Origin of the sequence: Kribbella monticola (assembly GCF_003261635.1) — a bacterium.
Lineage (GTDB): Bacteria > Actinomycetota > Actinomycetes > Propionibacteriales > Kribbellaceae > Kribbella > Kribbella monticola.
The window spans coordinates 320,401-341,755 of the sequence record NZ_QFXK01000033.1 but is presented as its reverse complement, the minus strand read 5'-3'; the positions used below and the strand labels follow the sequence as shown (position 1 = coordinate 341,755).

The window sequence follows — 21,355 nt, the reverse complement described above, 5'->3', positions numbered from 1 at the left end:
GCAGATTCCCGCGACTCCCGCGCCCGCCGAGGCCACGCTGGAGAGTATGAGCGAGACGAACCTTCCGAATGCCCTCGACAACCACATCTACCAGCGGCTGCTCTGGCAGCGGATCCTCGTGCTCGGCGACGAGATCAAGGACGAGAACGCGAACGCCCTCTGCGCCCAGCTCCTGCTGCTGAACGCCGAGGACCCGAAGGCGGACATCTCGCTCTACATCAACTCGCCGGGCGGCTCGGTCTCGGCCGGGCTGGCGATCTACGACACGATGAGCTTCATCAGCAACGACGTGGCGACGTACGCGATGGGTCTGGTCGCGTCGATGGGCCAGGTGCTGCTGACCTGCGGCGCCCCCGGCAAGCGCTTCTCCCTGCCGCACGCGCGGATCATGATGCACCAGCCGACCGGCGGCATGGGCGGTACCGCGACCGACATCAAGATCCAGGCCGAACAGGCGATCCTGGCCCGGCAGAACCTCGCCAAGCTGATCAGCGAACGCACCGGCCAGCCGTTGGACCGGATCGAGACCGACTTCGACCGCGACCGCTGGTTCACCGCCGACCAGGCACTCGAGTACGGCATCGTCGACAAGGTGCTCACTGCGCCGGTGCCTGTGAGCTGACCGGTACTACGGGGTGTCCAGTGCCTGGGCCAGGTCGGTGATCAGGTCTTCCGCGTCTTCCAGGCCGACGCTGAGGCGCAGCAGGTTCTGATCCGGCCGGGCCTCGGGCGCTACGAGCCGATGCGTCAGCCCAGCCGGGTGCTGGATCAGCGTGTCCACCCCACCCAGCGACACCGCATGGGTGATCAACCGCAGCGACGCCGCCACCCGCGCCGCTTCCTTCGTGGTGAACGCCAGTACTGCGCCCGGCCCGGCCTGCTGCCGTCCGACCAGTCCCATTGGGTCGCACTCGGGCAGACCCGGGTAGAACACCTTGTCCACAGCCGGGTGATCACACAGCCAACCGGCAACCTTGGACGCCACCGACTGCTGCGCCCGCACGCGAACCGGCAAGGTCTGCAGCCCCCTGTGCAGCTCGTACGCCGCCAGCGGGTGCAGCAGGCCACCGGTCACCGCACGCACCTGCCGAAGTCGCGCGACCCACTCGGTCTTCCCGGCGACGAGTCCGCCCATCACATCGCCATGACCGCCCAGGTACTTCGTTGCCGAGTGCAACACCAGGGTCGCGCCGTGCTCCACCGGCTGCTGCAGTACCGGCGTCGCGAAGGTGTTGTCCACAAGTACCGGAATCTCAGGGCCGGCCTGGCGAGCCACCTGGGCGATATCCACAAGCTCCACGGTCGGGTTGGCCGGCGTTTCCACGAGCACCAAACCGGTGTCCGGCCGGATCGCGTCGGCGACACCACTCGGGGTCGCCCAGCTGACCGACGTACCGAGCAGGCCTGTGGACAACAAGTGGTCCGAGCCGCCGTACAAGGGGCGCACAGCGACCACGTGCGGTTTGCCGGCCGCGACGGTGGCGAGCAGGCATGCGGTGAGCGCAGCCATGCCACTGCCGAAGGCGACCGCGCCGTCGCAGTGCTCGAGCTCGGCCAGTGCTCGCTCCAGGCGGTCGACGTTCGGGTTCCACAGGCGCTGGTAGACGAGGCTGCCACCGTCGGGGCCGTTGCCGAGCGCCAGGTCGTCGTACGACGCGCCACCGGCCTCGACGCCCGGAAGCGGGTAGGTCGTGGACAGGTCGATCGGCGGGACGTGCACGCCCAGTGCGGTCAGGTCGTCGCGGCCGGCGTGCACGGAACGGGTGTCCAGTCGGGTCATCAGTCCTCCTCGGTGGCACGAGGATGGAATCTTGTGCTGAATCACCGCAATAGTTCCGAAGAAAATTCGTCCACAGGCTTGTCCACACGCTGTGGATTCTGTGCATGGGTCTTAGAGTGGGCATATGCCGAAGGATCGCCGGACGCCCGGACCGGCCCCGCGGCCGCTACCGGCAGCGCTCGACGAGGTCGATCAGGAGCTGGTCCGGCTGCTGACCGCCGACGGGCGGATGCCGAACAACGCACTGGCCGAGGCGACCGGGATCGCACCGTCGACCTGCCTGACCCGGGTCCGCGCGCTCCGCGATCGCGGCGTCATCCGTGGCTTCCACGCCGATGTGAATCTCGGCGCACTCGGGCTGCCGCTGCAGGCGATGGTCGCGATCCGCATCGGCGCGCACTCGCGTGATGAGATTGACCGCTTCCGCGCGAAGGCGCCGCGCCTACCCGGCGTCCTGGCCCTGTACCACGTGAGCGGCGCGAACGACTATCTGCTCCACGTCGCCGCGGCCTCCCCCGACGCCCTCCGCGACTTCGTCCTCGACCACCTCACCGCGGACCCGGCCGTCATCCACGCCGAAACCAGCCTGATCTTCGAACACCTCCGAGGCACCCCTGTGGAAAACCCCGGCCCCGCCTGACCACGAACGGATACCTTCCCCGGCGAGAGGCTCCTCTGCAGGTCGTTACTGCAACCGGAGGGCGGAGAGTCAGCGGGGTTTGAGGCCCCAGGCGTTGGCGAGGAGGGTGTAGGAATGGCGGCGTTCGGTGGGGTTGTGGATGGAAGTGGTGATGATGAGTTCGTCGGCGCCGGCGGCGTTCGCGCGCCGGGCGAGGTCGGCGGCGACCTGGTCGGGGGTGCCGACCGAGACCAGGCCGGTCCATTCTTCGACGGCGGCGCGTTCGCCTTCGGACCATGGGTAGGCCGCGGCTTCTTCGGGCGACGGCAGTGGGCCCGGGCGGCCGGAGCGGAGGCGGAGCATCGACAAGGCGTTCGCAAGGGCGAGTTCCTGGGCGCGCTCCTCGGTCTCGGCCACGATCGCGGCAAGCGCGAGGATCGCGTGCGGCTCCGCCTGCTGAGGCGACGGCTGGAAGAGCCTGCGGTACGTCGTCATGACGTCGGCCGGGTCCAGGGTGCCGAAGTGGCCCGCGTAGGCGAACCCGGTCCCGAGGGCGGCAGCCGCCTGACCGCCGTACGTGCTGGAACCGAGGATCCACACCGGCGGCAACGGTACGTCCGCGGGTTGCGCGGAGATCGGCGCGAACGGGTGGCCGGCCGGGAAGCCCTCGGCGTACCCACGAAGCTCGGCGTACTGCTCCGGGAAGTCGTCGGCGCTGAGCGCCTCACGGCTGCGCCGCAAGGCGAGCGCGGTGCGCTGGTCGGTGCCGGGCGCGCGGCCGAGGCCGAGGTCGATCCGGTCGGGGTAGAGACCGCCGAGGACGCGGAACCACTCGGCGACCTTGAGCGGGGAGTGGTTCGGCAACATGATGCCGCCGGAGCCGACGCGGATGGTCGAGGTGGCGGCGGCGACTGCCGCGATCATCACCTCGGGGCTCGAGCTCACCACGCTCGGGATGTTGTGGTGCTCGGCGAGCCAGAAGCGGTGATAACCGGCGGCTTCTGCCGTACGAGCGAGCTCCAAGGTCTCGTGCAGCGCCTGAGACGGTCGAGTCCCGGTTGGCACCGGCGAAAGATCGAGCACGGACAGGGGCATCGGTTCAGGGCTCACGTTCAAAGCCAACCCGCGCCCACCGCCACCTATTCCACCGGGCACTCACCTTCGATCGAAGGTTCAGCCCGGGTACGGCGTACTCGCGCGAGCGTCCCGCAACGCTCGGGCCCACCAGGCGAGGTGGTCGAGCAAGGTGGCGGCCGCCTCCGTCGTACCGGGCTCGGAGGGCTCGCCTTCGGGGGTGAAGCAGGTCGGGGTCTGGTGGAAGCTGAGGGTTTCGCGGATCGGTACTGCGTGGAGTTCGGCGAAGACCAGGCGGAGTTGTTCGGCGGCGCGGAGACCACCCGAGCGACCGCCGTACACGACGAAGGCGACCGGCTTCGCGTACCAAGGGCGGCGTACGGAGTCGATCGCGGACTTGAGGTCGCCGGGGAAGGAATGGTTGTACTCCGGACACACGAGCACCGCCGCGTCGGCGGCATCGATCCGTTCCCGCAGCGACTCCGGCGAGGTCATCGCCAGGTCGATCAGATCGAGTTTGAAGTCGTCGCGGCGCTCCACCTGCCGTGCGAACCACGCGGTCACGACCGTCCCGAACCGCCCGGGCTCGGTCGAACGCACCACCACGGCCACGACGAGCGGATGGACAGTCACGCTCGCGACGCTAGTACCTCAACAAGACTTGAGGTCAATCCCGGGGCACCGGCGAGGTCGTCAGCGGTCTGCCCAGCAAAGGTGAAATGCGTTAAACTTTCGCATTTGTGGCCCACCAAGGAATCCACCCGCAAGTATTTCCCGGGCTTCTGCGCACGCATTTTATCACAAGGGGTTGGAATTGCTGAATCCGGTCCAGGATGAACAGGTTCACCTGACGGCGTTCTATGCGACGCTCGACCACGAGCGGGCATTGACCGAGCGCCGCCGGGCGGACGAACAGGTCGCCGGCACCCGGAACCGGCAGGCCTTGCACCAGCGCGACGGCCGGGTCCGCGACCTGAACGCCCGACTCTCCCGGCTGAACGCGGCCGAGGAGGGTCTCTGCTTCGGCCGGCTCGATGATGCCGACGGCGAGGTCCTGCACATCGGCCGGCTCAGCCTGCACGACGAGGACTACGAACCGCTGCTCACCGACTGGCGCGCGCCCGCGGCCCGGCCGTTCTACATCGCCACCGCGGTCGAGAACCACGGAGTCGTCCGGCGCCGGCACATCCAGACCCGGCTGCGCCGAGTGATCGACGTACAGGACGAGCAGCTCGACTACACGCGGTCGGCGGCCGGGGCTTCGCAGCCTGGCCGCGGCGTCGTGGGCGAGCAGATCCTGCTGGGCGCGCTGAACGCGCGACGGACCGGCACGATGGAGTCGATCGTGCGGACGATCCAGGCCGACCAGGACCGGATCATCCGCTCCGACCTGGCCGGAATCCTGGTCGTCCAGGGCGGTCCGGGGACCGGCAAAACCGCGATCGCATTGCACCGCGCGGCATTTCTGCTGTATACCCACCGGGCCCAACTGGAAAAGCGCGGAATTCTCGTCGTCGGGCCGAATCCGACGTTCTTGAGGTTCATCGGCCAGGTGCTGCCGTCGCTGGGCGAGGACGGTGTTCGCCTGGTCACCCTCGCCGAGTTGTACCCGGGCCTGACCGCGACCCGGCCCGAGCCCGCCGAGGTCACCGAGGTGAAGGGTCGGGCCGTGATGGCCGAGGTGATAGGGAAGGCCGTCGCGGATCGCCAGTGGCTGCCGAACGAACCCCTCGAGGTCACGGTCGACCGGACGGTACTGCGGCTGGATCCCGCCGTCGTCCAGGATGCGCGCGGCAGCGCACGGGCTCGCCAGACCACCCACAATCAGGCCCGGCCGTTCTTCCTGAACGAGATCGTCGACCACCTCACCCAGCAGTACGCCGACCTGATCGGCACCGATCCGCTCGACGGTGAGAACCTGCTCGACGAGTACGACCTGGCCGAGCTCCGCAAGGAGATCCTCGCCGAGCCAGCGGTCCGGAAGCTGCTCGACCTGCTCTGGCCCATGCTCAGCCCGCAGGATCTGCTGGTCGATCTCTTCGGCGACGAGAAGCGGCTCGCGTCGGCGGCACCGCAGCTGAGCGAACTCGACCGCGAACACCTGCTCCGGTACGGCGACGACTGGAGTCCCGCCGATGTGCCGCTGCTCGACGAGGCGGCCGAGCTGCTCGGTGAGGACGACAAGGACCTGGCCCGTCGCAAGGCCGAGCGGGCCCGCGCAATCGCTTATGCACAAGGCTCTCTGGACGTGCTGAGCGGTTCCGGATCGACCGACTACGACGATGACGACGAGGCGGAAGTCCTGTCGGCCAAGGACATTCTCGACGCCGAAGCACTCGCCGAGCGGTACGAGGCCGACGACGATCGCACCTTGGCCGACCGGGCCGCGGCCGATCGCAGGTGGACCTACGGGCACGTGATCGTGGACGAGGCGCAGGAGTTGTCGCCGATGGCCTGGCGCGCGATCGGACGGCGATGCCCCCTGCGGTCGATGACGCTGGTCGGCGATGTCGCCCAGACGGGCGCCGCCGGTGGCGGGACGAGTTGGCGACGGGCGCTCGCGCCGACGTTCGGAGATCGCTGGCGGCTGGCGGAACTGACGGTCAACTACCGCACCCCAGCCGAGGTGATGGACCTCGCCGCACACGTGCTGGCCGAGGTCGACCCGGAGGCGACGGCGCCGGAGTCCGTGCGGTCGACCGGCGTCCGGCCTTGGTACGAAGAAGTCGGGCCGACCGACCAGGCGCAGTACGTCGGGAAGGTGGCGCGCGAGGAGGTGCACCATGGCCAGGTCGGTGTGATCACCTCGCGGTCGCGGCTCGAACTCGTCCAGGAGGCGATCGGGGAACATCCTGACATCACCGTGCTCACCGTGGCCGGCGCGAAGGGACTCGAGTTCGACTCCGTGCTGGTCGTCGACCCGGAGGGCATCATGGTGGAGTCTCCGCGCGGCCTGCGCGATCTCTACGTCGCCCTGACCCGCTGCACCCAGCGCCTCGGCGTCATCGGCCCACTCCCACCCGTACTCCGGGAGGCGGACGGGTGGGCAGAGCGGACCGCCAGCACTGAGCAACCCGTCTGAGCAGCTGCCCCGGAAGCCTCGTCACACCTGAGACGCACTGTCAGTGGTGGTTAGTCAGTGTTGGCGGTCCACGGAATCAGTGATCGGCGCAGCACTTCTGTTGGTGTTCGACCTCGAAGGGAATCAGTGCGCCGCCCGCGGCCGGCTGGACGAGCAGGACCACGCGCCCGTCGCGGCGGATCGGGCGGATGAAGTCGAGCGTGTCGATCACGGTGTCGTCGTCGACGGGTAGTCCGCCCAAAGCCTCGATGTGGTCGATGCCGCAGAGGTCGCGCAATTGCAGTGCCGTCATCGCTCCGCGAACGTGCTCGGAGCCCGGAAACCGCACCAAGCGTCCGGCCGTCCCGAGCGCGCTCTCAACCGCAGCCGCGTAGGCGCCACGAACCAGCTGACTCGGCCCCGACAACTCCGGCTCGGAGGCCCCACTCCACGTGATCGCCGCCCCCACCGCCCGCTCCCCCAACCACCCCCGCACCCGATCAACCACCCCCAAACCAGCAGAGCCGGTGGCCGGGATGGTTAGGGAGATGGCCAGGTGGGGGTGGTTGGGGGTTGAGATTGTGTGGGTGGAGGCGATGACCGGGCCGGGCGCCGGGCCGAGCAGTTCGTGGAAGAGATGTTCGGCTTCGGTGGTGTTGCGGCTGGCCGCATCGATGGCGATGATCACTTGGTTGGGAGGACCCAGATCGGGTTCGTGTAGAACCACAGGTCGGTCCAGGGATCGGCGTCGCCGACTACGTCGAGCGCCGGGCCTTGCGGGTCGATCGCCGCGCCCAAGTAGCCGGGCTGGCTACGGTTTCCGTCGGTGCCGCGGACCCGGACGTAGTACGGCTCCTCCGCCTTGCCGAGTGGCAAGACGAGTTCGAACGTGCCGCGCTTGCCGGACGTGTCCCACTGCCGGACGACCTTGGTGTCGGGCGCCTTGAACGTGTCCCGGTCGCTGACCGCACCCTTCACCGCGCCACGGATCACGTCCACCCGGTTGAGCAGCGGGAGGAAGTTGGCCCAGTTCGGCATCGTCTGGGTGGTGATCCGGACGACCAGCTCGACCGGGCGACCGCGCCGGACAACCAGGGCGCCGCCGAGCGGTTCGCCGTACCGGTGGCCGACCTCGCGGACCTCGAGTTCGACGCCCTTGACGAGCATGCCGTGGTCGACCCACATGCGGCCGCTGCGCATGCCTTCCATCACGGACAGGTAGTCGCGTCGCTCGGCGCCGACATGGGTGCGGCTGTAGAAGCCCGGCCAGAAGTCGTTGTTGAGCGCGTTGACCGTGTTGCCGTAGACCGGGTCCATGTAGCGGCCGTCACGATCGAACTGCGCCTGGTCCGAACCGTCGGGGCGACGCGAGGTCTCGTTCCAGTTCTGGTGCGAGTCGGAGTTCGCGCTGACCCACCAGGGCTTTCCTTCCGCGAGCAGGCTGTCCCACAGCCCACCGACGGTCGCGGTCATCCAGTCGAAGCCGCCCCATGTGCGGTAACTCTCCGGCGGATAGCCCGGGAAGGAGTTCGCGTTCGGCGCGTTGCCGTAGAGACCACGGGCGCCGCCGGAACCGATGCCCTTCGGCAGGCCGCCAGCCTGGTGACCGGGCGCACCCTCGAAACCGATGGCGATGCGCGGGTCGGCGTCGCGCCAGTTCCGGATCTCGTGTGGGCTGTCGATGCCGTTGCGGGCCGGGTGGTTGGCGAGGAACAGCGCGTCCTGGACCCGCCGCCGATCCACCTGCTGACCGAGCCAGTGGATGCCGTCGAGCGCGAGCTGCTCGTTGGCAGGCGAGTTCGCCCCGGCATTGTTGACGCTGCCGTCGTAGCTGTTCTCGAACTGCTTCAGTACTTCGACCTCGCGCGAACCGGGCGCGACGAAGACCGTGCCGTGTTCGGCGGCCGGGATGTTCCACTCCAGACCCTGGAAGATCAGCGTGTCCTTGAGCTCGGTCCGGGCCGCCTTGATCTGCGGGTTGACCAGGTCGACGCCGATCCGCGCGTGGGTGGCGCCACCGTGGTCGGTGATGACCAGCCAGTCGAGGCCGAACGCGGCGGCGTGGCGCGCTTGGTCGATCACGCGGTACAGGCCGTCGGAGCTCAGCTGGGTGTGGATGTGGTGGTCGCCGGCGAGCCAGACCCGCGGCTTGTTGCCGTGCTTGAAGAGGATCGAGTCGCCTTTCGGCGCCGCGGCCGCGACACCGGCGCCGCTGACGGCGAGAGCGGCGGTTCCACCGAGGACGCCGGCCGAGCGGAGCAGCGTACGGCGGGACACCTCGGTCGGTGAGAGGTCGCTGTCCGGGATCGACTCGTCCAGCGCGGCCGTCGTCGCCGCGTCCAGCTCGGTGTTCGGGTGGTGGTGACCGTGATCGTGCCCATGACCATGCCCGGCACCGTGGCCGTGGTCGTGGGTGTGGCCGGCGTGGGAGTGTCCCATCGTGTTCCCTCTCGGATGGCGGATTCCCGCGGAATCATCGCCCTTCCCGGTGGCCGCCAGGTGTTGTCCCGATGAACTGACGGAGGGTACGGAAGAAGGTCCGGATGTCCTCGACCAGCAGGTCGGGTGCCTCCAGCGCGGCGAAGTGGCCACCCCGGTCGTACTCCTGCCAATGCGTGATCGTGTGCTCACGCTCGAGAATGTGTCTGATCGCCGGATCCGTCGGAAACACCGCGACGCCGGTCGGCACGCCGGAACGACCGGTGCTCTCGGCAACCACCCGGTTCTCGTAGTACAGGTTCGCGCTGGTCGCGCTCGTATTGGTGAACCAGTAGATCGACACGTCGGTCAGAAGGTGGCCGAGGGCAACGGCATCTTCGGGGAGCGCCCGGTTCGGGTCGGTCCAGTCGTGGAACTTCTCCAGGACCCAGGCCAGCTGCCCGACCGGGGAGTCACTCAGCGCGAAAGAGACGGTCTGCGGTTTGGTCGACTGTAGTTCGGCGTACCCGGTCCCCGTACTGCGAATGTGCTCGGCCAACCGCAGCTTCGCCCGGTCGCGCGGATCCAGGTCTTCCAGGTCGCCTGGTCGCGCCTTCGGGAAAGCCAGCCCCCCGTTGATGTGCACGCCGAGAACGTGCTCGGAGTCGACGCGACCGAGAAGCGGTGACACCACCGACCCGGTGTCGCCGCCCTGCGCGCCGTACCGGTTGTAGCCGAGGCGACTCATCAACTCGGCCCACGCGCGAGCGATCCGCTCATGGTTCCAGCCTGGTTGTTCGAGCGGGACCGAGAAGCCATGACCCGGGACGGATGGCGCGACGACGTGGAAAGCATCGGCGGGGTCGCCGCCGAAAGAACGGGGATCGGTGAGTGGACCGAGGATGTCGAGGAACTCCGCCACGGACCCCGGCCAGCCGTGCGTGAGGATCAACGGCATCGCGTCCGGCTCGGGTGAGCGAACGTGCAGGAAGTGGATCGTCTGCCCGTCGATGCGGGTCACGTACTGCGGGAAAGCGTTCAGGCGCGCCTCCCACTCGCGCCAGTCGTACTCCAACCAGCGCTCCACCACCGACCGCAGGTAGTCGACCGGTACGCCGCGATCCCAGGCGGAGCCGGTGGTGGGGAGTGCTCGCGGCCAGCGGATGCGCCGGAGCCGGTCGCGCAGATCGTCCAGGTCCGCCTGCGGGACGCTGATCCGGAACTCGTCCATTTGCCGCTCCCCTTGAGTGGTCTAGTCGGGTTGGTCGACGTGCTGGTGCCCAGCTTCAAGAATGAGGATTCCTGACCGTCAGCAGGAGGTTCCTCCGATGAATCCAACCGGTCGTAAGGTGCTCGCCGCCCTGGTGGCGACGGCCAGCATCACCGCTCTGACCACCTACCGGTCCAACGGCCCGGCCGCCGCGCAGCCCGCGGTACAGACCCAGGTGTGGGCCGCGCGGGCCTCGACCCACCTGTTCCCCGACTCACTGCCGTCCGACAGCGGAGCGACCGCCGGGGTCTCGCTCGACACCGCCCGGAACGAGTACGAGGCCGGGCAGGTCGCCGTCCGCCGGTCGAAGGCGTTCACGATCAAGCGCGTCACCTTCGGCCCGCTCCGGGCCGGGCTCCGCGAGATCCCCGCGCCGAACCTGACCTACAACTTCGTCAAGTTCACCGCGCTCAACCACAACTCGGTGTTCGGCGGGAACCAGTACGTCTACGCGCCGAGCCGCCCTGCGCCGGACAGCTTCCCCGACGGCCTGTCGAACTCCCCCAGTACTACGGTCGCCGCGAACACGACCCAGCCGATCTGGGTCCGGGTCTACGTCCCCAAGTCCGCGGCCGGCGGTGTCTACCGCGGCTCGGTCCGGGTCGAGACCGACCAGGGGACCATGGTCGTCCCGCTGTCGGTGAACGTCCGTCCGGTCACCATTCCCGACGCGAAGGACAGCGGGTTCACCGACGTCGAGTGGACGCTGTTCTTCGGCACCGTGTCCTATCAGGAACCGCCGGTCGAGACGATGCTCGCGAACTACGGCTACTCCCCGTTCACCCCGAAGTGGTGGCAGCTGATGGAGGACTACGCCAAGGTCCGCAAGGAGTACCGGAACAACGACCTCACGTTGCCGATGGCAACTTTGTTGCTGCAGGGCGGTACCACGGTCGATGCCGACGGCAAGGTTCACTTCAACTGGAGTGCCATCGACCAGGTGGTGAAGTTCTTCCGCGACCGGGGCACGGTCAGCCGGCTCGAAGGCTTCTGGGTGAACGGCGGCCCGAACTCCGGCACCCACTGGGACATGGAGACGCTGGCCGCCGGACCGGACGGCAAAGCGGTGAAGAAGCTCGTTCCCTGGGATTCGCCGGAAGGCACCAGCTGGGTCAACCAGTACGTCGCCGCGCTGCGCGACCACGTGAAGGCGATGGGCTGGGAGAAGCTCTGGTGGATGCACATCGGCGACGAGCCGCAGGGTGACGCCGGACGCAACGGCTGGAACGGCATCTTCGACGAGGTCAAGGCGATCTGGCCGGACGTCAAGATCGGCGACGCCACCTTCTCCGACCCGGTGGCCAGCGAGGTGAGCCAGCGCGAGGACATCACCATCCCGAACCTGCTCAACTACGAGTGGAACCCCGGACCCTTCGACCAGGCACGGGCCCAGGGCAAGGACCTGTGGCTCTACAACTGCAACATCCCGACGCTGGGCTACCTCAACCGCTTCATCGACCAGCCGGAGTACTACCAGCGGCTGATCGGCTGGCTCGCGGCCGCCCGGAACGCGAACGGCCATCTGCAGTGGGCCTTCAACAACTGGAACATCTCGATGGACGACCAGGACGTCAAGGGCGACTTCTGGGTGGTCAATCCCGACCGCGAGCACAACCTGCTCGAGCGCACGCTCCGGCTGGAATCGCTGCGCGACGGCATCGAGGACTGGGAGGTCGTGACGATCCTGAAGAAGACCCACCCGGAGTTGGCGACGGATCTGGCGCTGGCGCTGGCCAGCAAGCCGGGGACGTTCACCGGCGACGTCACCTTCCTCGACCGGATCCGGTCGCTGGTCCTCGACGCGGCCGCGGGGAAGCCACTGGCAGCTCGTGACCTTGCGGCGACGATCAAGACCGGCGCCGCCGCGGACCTCGGCTCGCAGCACCAGGTCGACGGTGTCTACCTCCGCTGGGGCGCCACGCATCCCACGGCGTACACGATCCAGACGTCGTACGACGGCGTGAGCTGGGTCGACGCGGCCCGGCGTACGGCGACCGATGGCGGCGAGGACTTCGTCGGGATCGACGGGAAGGCCCGCTATGTGCGACTGAAGGAGGCGGCGCCCGAGCTGGTCAGCTTCAAGGTGGCCGGTTTCGCGTTGCCGCGGCCGAACCTGGTCGGCGGGAAGACGTACACGAAGTCGTGGACGCCGCCGGACCGGTTCCCGGACTCGACCGGGCTGGAGTCGACGGACGGCGTGATTTCCGACAACTGGGGCGACGGCCGCCCGTACGTCATCCAGGGCGGACCGGGTGAGACGAAGGCGTTCGACGTGTCGTTCGATCTGGGCGCCTCGAAGGTGGTGCGCGAGGCGGACATGCAGGGGTACGTCGAGTACTCCGGCTACCGTCCCGACACCGTGCGCGTGCTGACCAGTGAAGACGGCCAGACGTGGACCGACCGGGGTGGAGTGTCCCGGCCGAACGATGCCTCGGGCAACAGGTTCGAGGTTCGGTTCGCGCCGGTGCAGGCCCGGTACGTGAAACTGGCCTTCACCCGCACCTTCACCGCCAGTGCCGACGGCGTCTTCCTGGACGACATCGAGGTGTACTGAGCTCTGGTGGGCCGGTCGTCACACGGGCCGACCGGCCCATCGATCAGAGGTTGGCGTAGTACTCGGGTTTCATCTGGATCAGCTGGACGTAGTTGCCGTCGGGGTCGACCAGGGTGGCGAACCAGCCGACGCCGCGGTCCTCGGGCTCGACCAGCCAGTCGACGGCGAGGGTTCGCAGGTGGGCGGCGGCTGCCTCGATGTCCTCGACGGCGAAGTTGAGCACGACCCGCCCGGGCTCGACGGTCGCGGCGGCTACGTCGTCACGCTTCTCGATCAGCATGACGAAGCCGCCGAGGTCAAGGTTGCCGTAGCCGTTCACCTCGGCGTGGAACCCGTCGATGTACCACTTCTTCAACCGCTCCGGATCGGTACTGCCCAGCAGCAGACTGTTCAGCACAGGCTTGTCCATCTCGATCTCCTCCATCACGAAAGCTGACGATCAGCTCACGCGGAGGACGTCGGAGCCGCACGACGCGGCTCGACATGCGGTGGCCGGCTGCCGCAGTACGAAGAGAAACGTCCGCACCGCTTCATGCTGGAGGCGGTGCGGACGTCGATCGTGGGGGACAGGGGATCAGGCGCATCAGGGGATTGAGGGCGGCAAGCGAGGGGCAGAGCGCCCGCACTCGCTTGCCGCCGATCATTGGACTAGCGGGGGGCTACATCCCACATGCGCTCGCCGGGCAGGGGGTCGGGGAGCCGGTCGACGGCGGGCATCGGGTCGTTGGTGACCCGCAGTCCGGCGAAACGACGGCTCATGGCGTGGGCGTACCGCTCGGCCAACGCCGGCTCGGCGTTGTAGTCGGCGATCACGTGCTCACCGAACCAGACGCGTACACGTCGGCGCTCAGACGTCTGGATGGCGGTGGCGGTTGTCACTGGTCCTCCTGGCTGGTGTGTCTTGGTGGTCGGCCTGGATTCGCGGGCGAGCGCGGTGCCGGTGCGCCGTGTGTTCACCGTCACGTTAGGTCCAACGGACGACGCGGAGGGTAAGTCACGAACATTTTTTGGGCAGTTGTCCAGAAAATCTGAAACTCTTTCCGATCTGTTTCGAACGTCTTTTCGGATGCAGATTCATCGGCAATTCACAGCGTTTCCTCAGCTTCGACACGCCGGGCTGTCGGAACGACTCCGTAGGCTGGAAGGGTGACCATCGAAGACGCTGGAACCAAGGCTCTGGCGGTCCCTGACCGGATCGTGCAGGCCACGGGGATCGCCACAGTTCAGACCGAGCACCTGATCGGCGATGTCGGCGACGCGCTGCGGCTGCTCGACGCGGTGGAGCGGGTCCGCGGACACGCCCACCCACTGATCCTCGGCCTGCAGGACGCCGTCGGGATGAAGATGCCGGCGGCTCTGGTGCTGAGCGCGATCTCCAACGGCCGCGACTCCGCGGCAGGAGTCGCCGAGCAGGTCGGCACCACCCCGGGTGAGGCAGAGCTGGCGATCGCCGAGCTCGCCGCCCTCGGCCTGGTCCGTACGACGCCGCAGCTCACCGTCACCGGCCTCGGTCAGGCGCGGCTGTCCCAGCTCGACGCCCTGACCGTCCGCGTCCTCGACGTCATCACCGGCATCCTCGGCCCCGCGGATGCCGCCCAGCTGGCCCGCCTACTCCACACCGTCGCCGACGGCCTCGAATCCGCCGCGGTCACCGCCGCCGTCACCCACCCCACCGCCCTCAACAACTGACGACGGACCGACCGCCAACGCTGATCAACGTCCGCGCCCGCTGCGGGTTGAGCAGGCGCACGCTGGGCTCGAGGTCGTCAGCGACCTTTGGTCAGTGCCGGCCGTTCGTGTCGAAGTTCCGGTGCCGGCGTCGACGTTCGGGTGAGAGGCGCCGGTGGGGTGCCTCGGGAGTGGAGGGCGCGATGTTCAAGGAGACGAAGGCTTTCAGCGGGTTCGCGGTGGACGACATCGCGGCGGCGAAAGAGTTCTACGGCGAGACGCTGGGGCTCGACGTCAGCGAGGTGCACGGGATGCTGCAGCTGCGGATCGCCGGCGGCATCCCGGTGCTGGTCTATCCGAAGGCGGAGCACGTTCCCGCGGAGTACACGATTCTCAACTTCCCGGTGGACGACATCGACGCCGCCGCCAAGGAACTCATCGCTCGCGGCATCGTCTTCGAGCGCTACAACGACAGGCACGACGAGCTCGGCATCTCCCGCGGCGGCGGCCCGTCGATCGGCTGGTTCAAGGACCCGGCCGGCAACATCCTCTCGATCATCCAGGAGTAACTAGCTGGCCGGGACGGGGTCGTTGTACTGCCCGGCGCGGCCCTTGTAGCGGGTGCCGTCGAGGTAGGGCCACGAGTTGGCGACGCACCCGTGCAAGCCGAGCGTCTGCTGTTCCATCACAGGCGCCGGCTGACCCGGGCCGCGGCAGAGTTCGTGGTGGTTGCCGAGGCGGTGGCCGGTCTCGTGGTTGACCATGTAATGGCGGTACGCCGTCAGCGAGGCGCCGTAGTTCGGTACTGCGTGGGCCCACCGCGCGACGTTCAGTACGACGCGGTCGCCGATCCGGCAGCTCGTGTAGCGGTCGGGGCCGCCGCCGCAGAGGATGTCGCGCGTTTCGGGCGTGACGAGCAGGAGCTGGAAGTCGGCGGGCTGTCCCGGCCCGACCTGGCGGAATCGCCATTGACCGGCCGACGCCCAGCCCTGCGGGGCGCCGTACGTGGCGCGGACGAATTCGGCGAACGCCGGCCGGTCGACACCCTGGATCCCACCCTCGACGGCGATCTGGAACTTCATCAGCCGGCCGGAGGCACCGATCGTGGCGGGGTCGCCGGGGAGGACGGCGTACGAGCGGCTGCCGCGCTCCGGATAGGTGATCCGCGAGTCGTCGCCCGGCGTCGACGCCGACGTCTGGTCGCCCGGCTTCTGATCGGCCGGCTTTGCGCTTGGATCCGGCGCGACTGGGTCACCGGTGGCGTCCGTGCCGTCGGGGCTGTTCTTGCCGGTGGAGTCGTCCGGATCGACCGACGAGTGAGCGGCAGGCCGGATCGGAACGCCCTTGTGGTCGAACGGACTGGCCGGTACTTCGTACAGAGCCACTCCCGCGACCGCCACCACGATCCCGAGCGTGGCGATCCTCGTCATCCGCATTCCAGAACTCCTCACACCGCGCTCTTCGGAAGAGCGCGTCCTCACCCGGTACTTGCCAGCCGGGCCCAAAACCCTTCTCTCGAGCGATCGAACCGCAGCCTTGGTGCCCACCCTGGGCAGTTCCCAACCAGCGCTGGTTCGGTCGGAGCGCGTGAGTGCGCTGAAATCGCCCCGAACTTTCTGCCGCGGCAACGAGTCAGAGGAGGTGGACGCGAACAGGGGACGCGTCCAACCGTCCTGTTCCCGGCCACCGAGTGGAGCCATGTCCCCCAGAGGCAGCAGAGTCCCCGAAAGCAGCAGAGCGACCAGGGCACGGCGAGCCAAGCCACGAGGCGCCCGCCGGGCCGCACCGAGTGGCCGGCAGCGATCTGCGCTCGGGGCATTGGTACTCGCCGTCCTGGGAGCCGCAGTGCCCGGTACTGCGTACTTGGTGGCCGGGCGGACGCGGCTCGGCGTCTTCGTCACCGGTGTCACAGTCACGTTGCTCGGCACTGCCGCGTACGTCGGCCTGACCCGGCGCGACGACGTGATCAAGTGGGCGCTCGACCCGAACCTGCTGCTCTGGATCATCGCCGGACTCGCTGTCGTCGCGCTCTTGTGGGTGACGATCGTCGTCACGTCGTACAAGATGCTGCGACCGTTGGGGTCCGGGCTCGGGGCCCGGCTGGGTGGGTCGTTCGTGATCGGGCTGGTGTGTTGCACGATCGCGTCCGGGACCGCGCTGGGGGCGCAGAATCTGCTCGCGCAGCGCGACCTGGTGACGCACGTGTTCGCCGACGGCAATTCCAAGAGCGCCACCCGGCCGACGATCGCGAACAAGAAGGACCCGTGGGCCCAGCTGCCGCGGCTCAACCTGTTGCTGCTCGGCGCGGACGACGGGGCCGGACGGCAAGGAACCCGGACCGACACGGTGATGGTTGCCAGCATCGACACGCGGACCGGTGACACCAAGCTGATCTCGCTGACCAGGAACTTCATGCGGATGCCGTTCCCGAAGGATTCGCCGCTGCACAAGTTCTACCCGACCGGCTTCTGGGACCCGCAGAAAGGCGATGTCGAGCAGGACGCGTTCTACCTGGACGCGATGTACCGCAACATTCCGAAACTGCACGACGGGATTCTCGGCCCGTCGGACAACCAGGGCGCCGACATTCTGAAGGTGTCGGTCGGTGAGGCGCTCGGGCTGAAACTGCACTACTACTTGCAGATCAACCTGTCCGGCTTCGAGCAGATGGTCGAGGCGCTCGGCGGGATCACCGTGAACATCAACTACCCGGTCCCGGTCGGTGGTGACGACGACAAGCACATTCCGCCGGGGCGCTACCTGAAGCCGGGCCCCAACCGCCACCTGAACGGCTTCGACGCGCTCTGGTTCGCCCGCGGCCGGTACCAGGTGCCCGGCGCGGACCTCGCCCGGCAGGCCCGCCAGCACTGCACCATCAAGGCGCTGGTGGAACGAGCCACCCCGCAGAACGTCCTCGCCAACTACCAGTCGATCGCCAAGGCCGGCGAGAAGCTGATCCGCACCGACATCCCACAGAATCTGCTGCCGCAGTTCGTCGGCCTCGGCCAGCGGGTCAAGTCGGCCAAGATCAGCAACGTCGACCTGGACAAGAAGAAGAACTTCCCGAACGGCCGCAACCCCAACTACGCGGCCATGCGTGAGATCGTTGCCAACGCACTCGCCCCGAAGACGAAACCGGTCGCCAAGGCCACCAACAAGCCGACCGGCAAGGTCACTCCGCACCAGCCCAGCACCGAGACCGGCGACCTGGAGAGCTCCTGCGCCTACGACCCGCAGTAGCGCCCGAAGTACCAGGCCCGAGAGGAGAATGGGCCTTGTGGTGAAGATGGCGGATGTGGCCAGACGGGCCAGGGTTTCGGTGACGACGGTTTCTCATGTGCTGAACGAGACGCGGTTCGTGGCGCCGGACACCCGGGAGGCCGTGCTCACCGCGGTCCGCGAGACGGGGTACGTGCCGAACACCGTCGCGCGGTCACTGGTGATGTCGAAGACCGACACGATCGGGCTGGCGCTGTCGTCGATCTCCAATCCGTACTTCGGGGAGCTGGCCCACCATCTGCAGGCGGAGGCCGAACGGCGCGGGTACTCGATCCTGATCGCCGACACCCACGACGATCCGGAGCGCGAGCTCAAGGTGGCCAGGGATCTCCACGAACGCCGGGCCGACGGGATCGTCCTGGCGGCATCACCTGCCCCGGAGCAGACGCTGGAGTATCTGCACAGAAGCCAGGTACCGGTCGTGCTCGTCGACCGGTTGATCGGCGCGGGGCTCGACGAGGTCGGCACGGAGAACGTCGAGGCGACCTCGCATCTCGTCGAGCACCTGGCCAGCCGCGGCCATACCCGGATCGGGATGGTCAGCGGGCTGGCCGGACTGGCGACCACCCAGGAACGGGTCGCGGGCTATCGGCTCGGGCTCGAGCGGGCCGAACTCCCGTACGACGAAGAGCTGCTGCGCGGCGGCTCCTCGGATGCCGAACCTGCCCGCGGGGCAACAGCGCAACTGCTGCAACTGCCGGATCCGCCGACCGCGTTGGTCGTGGCGAACAACAAGATGACGATCGGCGCGATGCGGGCGCTGCGCGACGCCGGGTTGTCGGTGCCGGCGGATATCGCGCTGGTGGCGTTCGACGACTTCGCGTGGGCGGACCTGTTCGAGCCGCGGCTGACGACGATCGCCCAGCCGCATCAAGAGCTGGCCGCCAAGGCGGTCGAGCTGATCACGTCACGCATCGATGATCCCGATCAGCCGGCCCGCAGCATCCGCCTCGATCCCACCCTCGTCCATCGCAGCTCGTGCGGCTGCTAAGCACCTGACGGCGCACACATCCGTCGCTGGCGCGAGCTAACGGCGATACACGCGGGCGCGGGCTGCGGCGGCAGCGTCCTTGGCCGCGCGATCGGCGGCTGCGCGTGTCATCGGCTGCCGGAGCAGAACGAGTTGGTGGTAGACCGGCGCAGTGCAGGCGATCAGCAAGCGCTGCGCGTCGGTGTCCGATGGGATCTCGCCGCGATCGATCGCCCGCCTGACCACGATCTCGCTGCGGACATAGCGGTCCTGCCAGAACGACGTGAGCGCCTCGGCCGCTTCGGCGGTCCGGAACGAAGCGGCGATCACGGCCCCGGTGAGTGAGGGCTGCTGAACGAGCGCGTCGCGGACCTCCCGGTTGAGACGGATCAGGTCCCCTTCGAGTGCTCCGGTGTCGGCCGGCCGCCAGTCGTCGTCGGCACCGGACGCGAGCAGGTCAACCAATAGTCCGGCGACGCTCCCCCACCGGCGGTAGATCGTCGTCCGGTGCACGCCGGACGACGCCGCGACCGCCTCGATCGTGAGATTGTCGTAGCCGCTCGCCGCCAGCTCGCGCTCGACGGCGGCAAGGACGTCGGCTCGAACCCGCGCCGTTCGGCCACCCGGGCGGGGAATCGGGCTTGCGTCGTCGCGATGGCTCATGGCACGATCTTAATGCAACATCGATTGCATTAACAGGAGGCCTCATGAGTCGATGGACGGAAATCAAAGTCGGCGCAGCCGGCGACGGCCCGTACGGCGTGGCGGTGGCAGGTGACGAGGTCTGGACGACGCTGGTGCACGCCGGCGCGATCGCTCAACTTGCGGCGGTCGGGGCTCCTGACAGCTCGGCGGTGGAGCGGTTCGAGTTGAAGGCGGCGGGCAGCAAGCCGAGTGTGATCGTGGCTGGTCCTGACGGTGGGGTCTGGTTCAGCCGGAACGGTGACGACAAGATCGGGCGGATCGGCGCGGATGGCAGCAAGAGCGCCGTCGAGCTCGGCGGTTCGCCGTACGGGTTGTGTGTCGGGCCCGATGGCGCCTTGTGGAGCACGTTGATGTCCGTGGACGTGATCGGGCGAGTGACAGTGGACGGCGAGGTCACGCAGTACCCGATCGGTACTGCGGGAGCCTTCCCGGCGATGATCACCGCTGCCGAGGAGCTGTGGTTCGCGCTCAACCAGGGCAACGCGATCGGCCGCATGACGATCGACGGGGAAGTGACGACGTATCCCCTGCCGACCGAGGGCGCCGGGCCGGTCGGGATCAGCGCGGGTCGCGACGGGGTGTGGTTCGTGGAACTGCTCGCCGGTCAGGCGGGGCGCATCACCGCGGACGGCAAGATCACCGAGTATCCGCTGCCCGACCGCGCTTCCAAGCCGCACGCGGTGGTTGCCACCGACGACGGAGGATGCTGGATCACCTTGTGGGGTTCGGGTTCCGCGGTCCGGCTGGACGCCGAGGGCGCCGTTGTCGAGGAGGTGTCGTTCGGTGAGGGAACCGAACCACACGGGCTCGCCCTGGCTGCCGACGGGTCGGTCTGGGTTGCGCTCGAGTCTGGTTCTCTTGCTCACATTCACGCCTGAGAACTCCTCGGAGTGAGGGGATTCACTCCGAGGAGGGAGGTGCGGTCGGCCAGATCGGGAGCACTGTGGTGAGGTGACCACAGGGGTGGAGCAAAGCAGCCAGACCCACGCCGTACTGCGTTCAGCCGGCCGCGGGCGGTCAGGCGAGCCGCTCGTCGATCGTCACCGCGCCAGGGTCCGCGATGTCCTGGCCGTGGGGCGGCCGGCATTCTGGGCGGTATCCGCAGTGCCTTATTACGTTGGGGTTCTGCTCGCCACTCATCGGTTGATCCCAGCATCCTCGGAGTGGCCGCGGCTGCTGCTCGGAGCCGTGGTGATGGGGCCGTTGCTGTGGATGTCGGTGCTCGCGATCAACGACGCGCACGACCTGCCCGGCGACCTGCTGAATCCGCGGAAGTCGAAGTCTCCGTTGCTCGACGGACGCGTTTCCGTCCGGGCCGCGAAGTGGATCGCCGCGATCGCCGGAATCGCCTCGTTGGCAGCCGGTTTCGCGGTCGGGGTGGTCTTCGCGCTCGGCGTACTGCTTGCCGTCGTTCTCGGCTACGCCTACAGCGTGCCGCCCGTGCGGTTGAAGACGCGAGCCGGTTTCGATGTCGCCGTGAATTCGCTTGCCCTGGGCACCTTCGGGCCGTTGGCCGGCTGGGCGGCGGTGACCGATGACCTGAGCGGATTCCCTTGGCTGATGGCCTTGCAAGGCACATTGGTTGCCGTTGGCCTCTATCTGCCGACCACGCTGGCCGACCTCGAGGCTGATCGGGCCGCCGGCTACCGGACGATCGCGGTCCGCCTCGGCGCGCGTACGACGTACCGGCTGGGCTTCACTGCCTGGATCGCGGCTGCCGGGCTGTCGGTCGTCCTGGCGGCCGCCGACCTGGTGATCCCGCGCAGCATGCTCGCCTTGGAGATCGTCATGGTCCCGGTCCTCATCGCGGCCTACCGCCGGTTCATCGGACCCGGCCAGACTTTCAAGGGCGTGGTGATCGTGGCCTCGCTCTTCCTGACCCCCTGCCTAGCCTTCGCGCTCACCTACGTCGGCATCATCTGAGCCTCACACAACGCCGGCCGGGCGCGTTCCATCG

At 68.1% G+C, this 21,355-nt stretch carries 20 protein-coding genes; 10 read left to right on the top strand and 10 right to left on the bottom strand.

Annotated elements, in window-relative coordinates:
• The first annotated feature begins 46 nt into the window (after nucleotides 1–46).
• On the top strand, nucleotides 47–622 hold the full coding sequence (locus tag DIZ26_RS24240; protein WP_112245272.1) for a ClpP family protease: 576 nt from the start codon (nucleotides 47–49) through the stop codon (nucleotides 620–622).
• Nucleotides 623–628: 6 nt separating this feature from the next.
• Here DIZ26_RS24240 and DIZ26_RS24235 read toward each other — a convergent pair whose 3' ends face one another.
• A complete protein-coding gene (locus DIZ26_RS24235; RefSeq protein ID WP_112245270.1) occupies nucleotides 629–1,780 on the bottom strand; it encodes a trans-sulfuration enzyme family protein in 1,152 nt (383 codons plus the stop codon).
• A gap of 124 nt (nucleotides 1,781–1,904) precedes the next feature.
• Between DIZ26_RS24235 and DIZ26_RS24230 the strand changes: the two genes are divergently transcribed.
• Nucleotides 1,905–2,420 (top strand): Lrp/AsnC family transcriptional regulator, encoded by a 516-nt coding sequence (locus DIZ26_RS24230; protein ID WP_112245268.1) that lies wholly within the window; start codon nucleotides 1,905–1,907, stop codon nucleotides 2,418–2,420.
• A 69-nt stretch (nucleotides 2,421–2,489) separates the two neighbouring features.
• Here the strand turns inward: DIZ26_RS24230 and DIZ26_RS24225 are convergent, their stop codons facing one another.
• Together DIZ26_RS24225 and DIZ26_RS24220 are read right to left on the bottom strand one after the other, a co-directional pair.
• Entirely contained in the window at nucleotides 2,490–3,494 is a 1,005-nt protein-coding gene (locus DIZ26_RS24225; protein WP_112245266.1) for an LLM class flavin-dependent oxidoreductase, read from the bottom strand.
• Between the two features lie 78 nt (nucleotides 3,495–3,572).
• Nucleotides 3,573–4,106 (bottom strand): NADPH-dependent FMN reductase, encoded by a 534-nt coding sequence (locus DIZ26_RS24220; protein WP_112245264.1) that lies wholly within the window; start codon nucleotides 4,104–4,106, stop codon nucleotides 3,573–3,575.
• Between the two features lie 181 nt (nucleotides 4,107–4,287).
• On the opposite strand from DIZ26_RS24220, the gene DIZ26_RS24215 reads away from it, so the two are divergent.
• Nucleotides 4,288–6,555 carry a HelD family protein gene (locus tag DIZ26_RS24215; protein ID WP_112245262.1) on the top strand — a complete coding sequence of 756 codons (2,268 nt, stop codon included), beginning with the start codon at nucleotides 4,288–4,290 and terminating at the stop codon, nucleotides 6,553–6,555.
• Nucleotides 6,556–6,631: 76 nt separating this feature from the next.
• On the opposite strand, the gene DIZ26_RS24210 is transcribed toward DIZ26_RS24215, so the two are convergent.
• Genes DIZ26_RS24210 through DIZ26_RS24200 form a run of 3 tightly spaced genes read right to left on the bottom strand, consistent with a single transcriptional unit; the run spans nucleotide 6,632 to nucleotide 10,183 of the window.
• Complete coding sequence (locus DIZ26_RS24210) at nucleotides 6,632–7,222, bottom strand: hypothetical protein (RefSeq protein WP_112245260.1); 591 nt, start codon at nucleotides 7,220–7,222, stop codon at nucleotides 6,632–6,634.
• Complete coding sequence (locus tag DIZ26_RS24205) at nucleotides 7,219–8,973, bottom strand: histidinol-phosphatase (protein WP_112245258.1); 1,755 nt, start codon at nucleotides 8,971–8,973, stop codon at nucleotides 7,219–7,221. The genes DIZ26_RS24210 and DIZ26_RS24205 overlap by 4 nt, the downstream gene beginning before the upstream one ends.
• Nucleotides 8,974–9,007: 34 nt before the next feature.
• A complete protein-coding gene (locus DIZ26_RS24200) occupies nucleotides 9,008–10,183 on the bottom strand; it encodes an epoxide hydrolase family protein (RefSeq protein WP_112245256.1) in 1,176 nt (391 codons plus the stop codon).
• A gap of 97 nt (nucleotides 10,184–10,280) precedes the next feature.
• On the opposite strand from DIZ26_RS24200, the gene DIZ26_RS24195 reads away from it, so the two are divergent.
• Nucleotides 10,281–12,776, top strand: coding sequence for a glycoside hydrolase domain-containing protein (locus tag DIZ26_RS24195; protein WP_112245254.1), 2,496 nt, complete (start codon nucleotides 10,281–10,283; stop codon nucleotides 12,774–12,776).
• A 43-nt stretch (nucleotides 12,777–12,819) separates the two neighbouring features.
• On the opposite strand, the gene DIZ26_RS24190 is transcribed toward DIZ26_RS24195, so the two are convergent.
• Nucleotides 12,820–13,185: a VOC family protein gene (locus tag DIZ26_RS24190; protein ID WP_112245500.1), complete on the bottom strand. Its 366-nt coding sequence runs from the start codon at nucleotides 13,183–13,185 to the stop codon at nucleotides 12,820–12,822.
• Between the two features lie 239 nt (nucleotides 13,186–13,424).
• On the bottom strand, nucleotides 13,425–13,655 hold the full coding sequence (locus tag DIZ26_RS24185) for a hypothetical protein (protein WP_112245252.1): 231 nt from the start codon (nucleotides 13,653–13,655) through the stop codon (nucleotides 13,425–13,427).
• 267 nt (nucleotides 13,656–13,922) lie between these two features.
• On the opposite strand from DIZ26_RS24185, the gene DIZ26_RS24180 reads away from it, so the two are divergent.
• Nucleotides 13,923–14,465, top strand: a complete 543-nt coding sequence (locus tag DIZ26_RS24180; RefSeq protein ID WP_112245250.1) for a MarR family transcriptional regulator — start codon at nucleotides 13,923–13,925, stop codon at nucleotides 14,463–14,465.
• 182 nt (nucleotides 14,466–14,647) lie between these two features.
• Nucleotides 14,648–15,013: a VOC family protein gene (locus DIZ26_RS24175; protein WP_112245248.1), complete on the top strand. Its 366-nt coding sequence runs from the start codon at nucleotides 14,648–14,650 to the stop codon at nucleotides 15,011–15,013.
• Here the strand turns inward: DIZ26_RS24175 and DIZ26_RS24170 are convergent, their stop codons facing one another.
• The gene (locus tag DIZ26_RS24170) at nucleotides 15,014–15,880 is read right to left on the bottom strand and encodes a DUF3152 domain-containing protein (RefSeq protein WP_232828560.1); all 867 of its coding nucleotides are present in this window, start codon (nucleotides 15,878–15,880) and stop codon (nucleotides 15,014–15,016) included.
• 409 nt (nucleotides 15,881–16,289) lie between these two features.
• Here DIZ26_RS24170 and DIZ26_RS24165 point away from each other — a divergent pair, with 409 nt between their 5' ends.
• Both DIZ26_RS24165 and DIZ26_RS24160 read left to right on the top strand, forming a co-directional pair.
• Complete coding sequence (locus DIZ26_RS24165) at nucleotides 16,290–17,684, top strand: LCP family protein (protein WP_232828559.1); 1,395 nt, start codon at nucleotides 16,290–16,292, stop codon at nucleotides 17,682–17,684.
• Between the two features lie 46 nt (nucleotides 17,685–17,730).
• On the top strand, nucleotides 17,731–18,714 hold the full coding sequence (locus DIZ26_RS24160) for a LacI family DNA-binding transcriptional regulator (protein WP_232828573.1): 984 nt from the start codon (nucleotides 17,731–17,733) through the stop codon (nucleotides 18,712–18,714).
• A gap of 36 nt (nucleotides 18,715–18,750) precedes the next feature.
• Here the strand turns inward: DIZ26_RS24160 and DIZ26_RS24155 are convergent, their stop codons facing one another.
• On the bottom strand, nucleotides 18,751–19,356 hold the full coding sequence (locus DIZ26_RS24155; RefSeq protein ID WP_112245244.1) for a TetR/AcrR family transcriptional regulator: 606 nt from the start codon (nucleotides 19,354–19,356) through the stop codon (nucleotides 18,751–18,753).
• Between the two features lie 44 nt (nucleotides 19,357–19,400).
• Between DIZ26_RS24155 and DIZ26_RS24150 the strand changes: the two genes are divergently transcribed.
• The gene (locus DIZ26_RS24150; protein WP_112245242.1) at nucleotides 19,401–20,276 is read left to right on the top strand and encodes a Vgb family protein; all 876 of its coding nucleotides are present in this window, start codon (nucleotides 19,401–19,403) and stop codon (nucleotides 20,274–20,276) included.
• A 73-nt stretch (nucleotides 20,277–20,349) separates the two neighbouring features.
• Entirely contained in the window at nucleotides 20,350–21,321 is a 972-nt protein-coding gene (locus tag DIZ26_RS24145) for a UbiA prenyltransferase family protein (RefSeq protein ID WP_232828558.1), read from the top strand.
• Nucleotides 21,322–21,355: the final 34 nt, after the last annotated feature.

What these genes read in the sequence shown, in the direction of transcription:
- DIZ26_RS24240 (WP_112245272.1), top strand. Translation starts at nt 47, where the DNA reads ATGAGCGAGACGAACCTTCCGAATGCCCTCGACAACCACATCTACCAG.
- DIZ26_RS24235 (WP_112245270.1), bottom strand. Translation starts at nt 1,780, where the DNA reads ATGACCCGACTGGACACCCGTTCCGTGCACGCCGGCCGCGACGACCTG.
- DIZ26_RS24230 (WP_112245268.1), top strand. Translation starts at nt 1,905, where the DNA reads ATGCCGAAGGATCGCCGGACGCCCGGACCGGCCCCGCGGCCGCTACCG.
- DIZ26_RS24225 (WP_112245266.1), bottom strand. Translation starts at nt 3,494, where the DNA reads ATGCCCCTGTCCGTGCTCGATCTTTCGCCGGTGCCAACCGGGACTCGA.
- DIZ26_RS24205 (WP_112245258.1), bottom strand. Translation starts at nt 8,973, where the DNA reads ATGGGACACTCCCACGCCGGCCACACCCACGACCACGGCCACGGTGCC.
- DIZ26_RS24200 (WP_112245256.1), bottom strand. Translation starts at nt 10,183, where the DNA reads ATGGACGAGTTCCGGATCAGCGTCCCGCAGGCGGACCTGGACGATCTG.
- DIZ26_RS24195 (WP_112245254.1), top strand. Translation starts at nt 10,281, where the DNA reads ATGAATCCAACCGGTCGTAAGGTGCTCGCCGCCCTGGTGGCGACGGCC.
- DIZ26_RS24190 (WP_112245500.1), bottom strand. Translation starts at nt 13,185, where the DNA reads ATGGACAAGCCTGTGCTGAACAGTCTGCTGCTGGGCAGTACCGATCCG.
- DIZ26_RS24175 (WP_112245248.1), top strand. Translation starts at nt 14,648, where the DNA reads ATGTTCAAGGAGACGAAGGCTTTCAGCGGGTTCGCGGTGGACGACATC.
- DIZ26_RS24170 (WP_232828560.1), bottom strand. Translation starts at nt 15,880, where the DNA reads ATGCGGATGACGAGGATCGCCACGCTCGGGATCGTGGTGGCGGTCGCG.
- DIZ26_RS24160 (WP_232828573.1), top strand. Translation starts at nt 17,731, where the DNA reads ATGGCGGATGTGGCCAGACGGGCCAGGGTTTCGGTGACGACGGTTTCT.
- DIZ26_RS24155 (WP_112245244.1), bottom strand. Translation starts at nt 19,356, where the DNA reads ATGAGCCATCGCGACGACGCAAGCCCGATTCCCCGCCCGGGTGGCCGA.
- DIZ26_RS24150 (WP_112245242.1), top strand. Translation starts at nt 19,401, where the DNA reads ATGAGTCGATGGACGGAAATCAAAGTCGGCGCAGCCGGCGACGGCCCG.